Here is a 2,068-nt window from a genome sequence, read left to right as displayed (position 1 = left end):
GGCCGCTGCGCAGCACCTGTCGGCGTCGCTCGCGAAGCTCGCCGCCGCGGATGCCGCCACGCGCGACCGCGCCGAGCGCGCGTTCTCCGATACGTTGCGCATCGCGCTCAACCAGCTCGCGTCGCTGCTGCAGCCGCAGGACATCACGCGCGAATCGCTGCCGCCGCAGCTCGTGCGCGACTGGGTCGCGCCGGACGGCCACGCGCTCGTGCAGATCTCGCCGAAGGTGCCGAAGGGCGTCGACCCGAACGACGACACGATGCTGCGCCGCTTCGCGAAAGCCGTGAAGGCCGCGGAGCCGGGCACGACCGGCGGGCCGATCTCGATCCTGCATTCGGCCGACACGATCATCAGCGCGTTCCTGCATGCGGCGCTGTGGTCGATCATCTCGATCACGATCCTGCTGTGGGTCACGCTGCGCCGCTTCGGCGACGTGCTGCGCACGCTGGTGCCGCTGCTCGTGTCGGGCGTCGTGACGCTCGAGCTGTGCGTCGTGCTCGGCATGCCGCTCAACTTCGCGAACATCATCGCGCTGCCGCTGATGCTCGGCGTCGGCGTCGCGTTCAAGGTGTATTTCGTGATGGCGTGGCGCGCGGGGCAAACCGGCTTGCTGCACTCGAGCCTCACGCATGCTGTCCTGTTCAGCGCCGCGACGACGGCGACCGCATTCGGCAGCCTGTGGCTGTCGCACCACCCGGGCACGTCGAGCATGGGCAAGCTGCTCGCACTGGCCCTGACCTGCACGCTGATCGGCGCCGTGGTGTTCCAGCCCGTCCTGATGGGCAAACCGCGCGTCAAACGCGCCAAGAACCAATCGCAAGGAATCAATGAATAAGGTGCGAATCATTGCGGCGACCGTTGCCGCCAGCGCAGTGCTGTCCGGCTGCGCGACGGGACCGAACCGCAACCCCAACGACCCGCTCGAGCCGATGAACCGGGCGATGTACAAGTTCAACGACACCGTCGACTCGAACATCGCCCAGCCGATCGCGAAGGGGTACCAGAAGGTCACGCCGACGCCCGTGCGCACCGCGATCAGCAACTTCTTCTCGAACCTCGGCGATCTCGGCAACATCGCGAACAACCTGCTGCAGCTCCGCATCACCGATGCCACCGAGGATCTGATGCGCGTGGCGATGAACTCGGTGTTCGGCGTCGCCGGCCTGATCGACATCGCGACGCCGGCGGGGCTGCCGAAGCATCACCAGGACTTCGGCCTGACGATGGCGCGCTGGGGCGTGCCGTCGGGCCCGTACCTCGTGCTGCCCGTGTTCGGGCCGAGCACGATCCGCGACGGCGTCGGCCGCGCGGTGGACGTGCGCTTCAACCTGCTGAACTACATCGAGCCGGCCGCGCGCAACCCGATGTACATCGCGCAGTTCATCAGCGCGCGTTCGGACCTGCTCGGCGCGACCGACCTGCTGAAGCAGGCCGCACTCGATCCGTATTCGTTCGTGCGCGACGCGTACCTGCAGCAGCGCAAGTCGCTGACGTATCGCAGCCAGTCGTCGTCGGCCGCGCTGCCGACCTACAACGAACCGGGTGAATCGGGCGCCGTGCCGGCCGCGACGCCGGCCGTACCGGGGTTGCCGAACTACGAGGATCCGGGCGAGTCGGGCGGTGCACCGGGCGCCACGCCGAACAATGCGCCGGCCGCGCCGGGGCTGCCGCAGTACGACGATCCGGGCGCGGACAATGTGATGCCCGCGAGCGCGCCGGTGGCTGCGTCGGCCGCTGCGCCTGCTGCGGCATCGGCAGCCGCACCGGCAACGCCTGCGAGCGCTCCGGCCGCGCAGAAGTAAGGCTGCAACGGCCGCCGCCGCAAAGAAAAAGAGCGCTGCAAATGCAGCGCTCTTTTTTTGTCCGCGAGAAACGGGAAACCGGGAAGGAAGGAGAAGGGCGAGAAAAGCGGCGCGTGCCGCTCAGGCGATCCGCATCGCGCCGGCACGCTCGAACGCGTGCCGCGCCTGGATCAGCGTCGTGCGCGCCGCGCGCGCGTCGCTCGCGACCTGCAGCAGCGGGCCGAGCTGCGACGGCTGCTTCAGCAGTTCACGCAGGATCGGCAGGA

At 68.7% G+C, this 2,068-nt stretch carries 2 protein-coding genes; both read left to right on the top strand.

The features are described 5' to 3' along the window. The coding region (locus G3O00_RS42105) for an MMPL family transporter (RefSeq protein ID WP_206146540.1) at window positions 1–835 on the top strand (835 nt) is incomplete at its 5' end. After that, a complete protein-coding gene (locus G3O00_RS42100) occupies window positions 828–1,802 on the top strand; it encodes a VacJ family lipoprotein (protein WP_206146539.1) in 975 nt (324 codons plus the stop codon). The genes G3O00_RS42105 and G3O00_RS42100, both read left to right, overlap by 8 nt. The last annotated feature ends 266 nt before the right edge of the window (window positions 1,803–2,068 follow it).

Source organism: Burkholderia sp. Ac-20384 (genome assembly GCF_017104605.1).
GTDB classification, from domain to species: Bacteria; Pseudomonadota; Gammaproteobacteria; order Burkholderiales; family Burkholderiaceae; genus Burkholderia; species Burkholderia lata.
Note: the sequence above shows the minus strand (reverse complement) of the source record. Positions and strands in the feature narration are given on the sequence as shown.

Excerpts from the sequence above, each read along its gene's own strand:
- G3O00_RS42100 (WP_206146539.1), top strand. The coding sequence starts at position 828 with ATGAATAAGGTGCGAATCATTGCGGCGACCGTTGCCGCCAGCGCAGTG.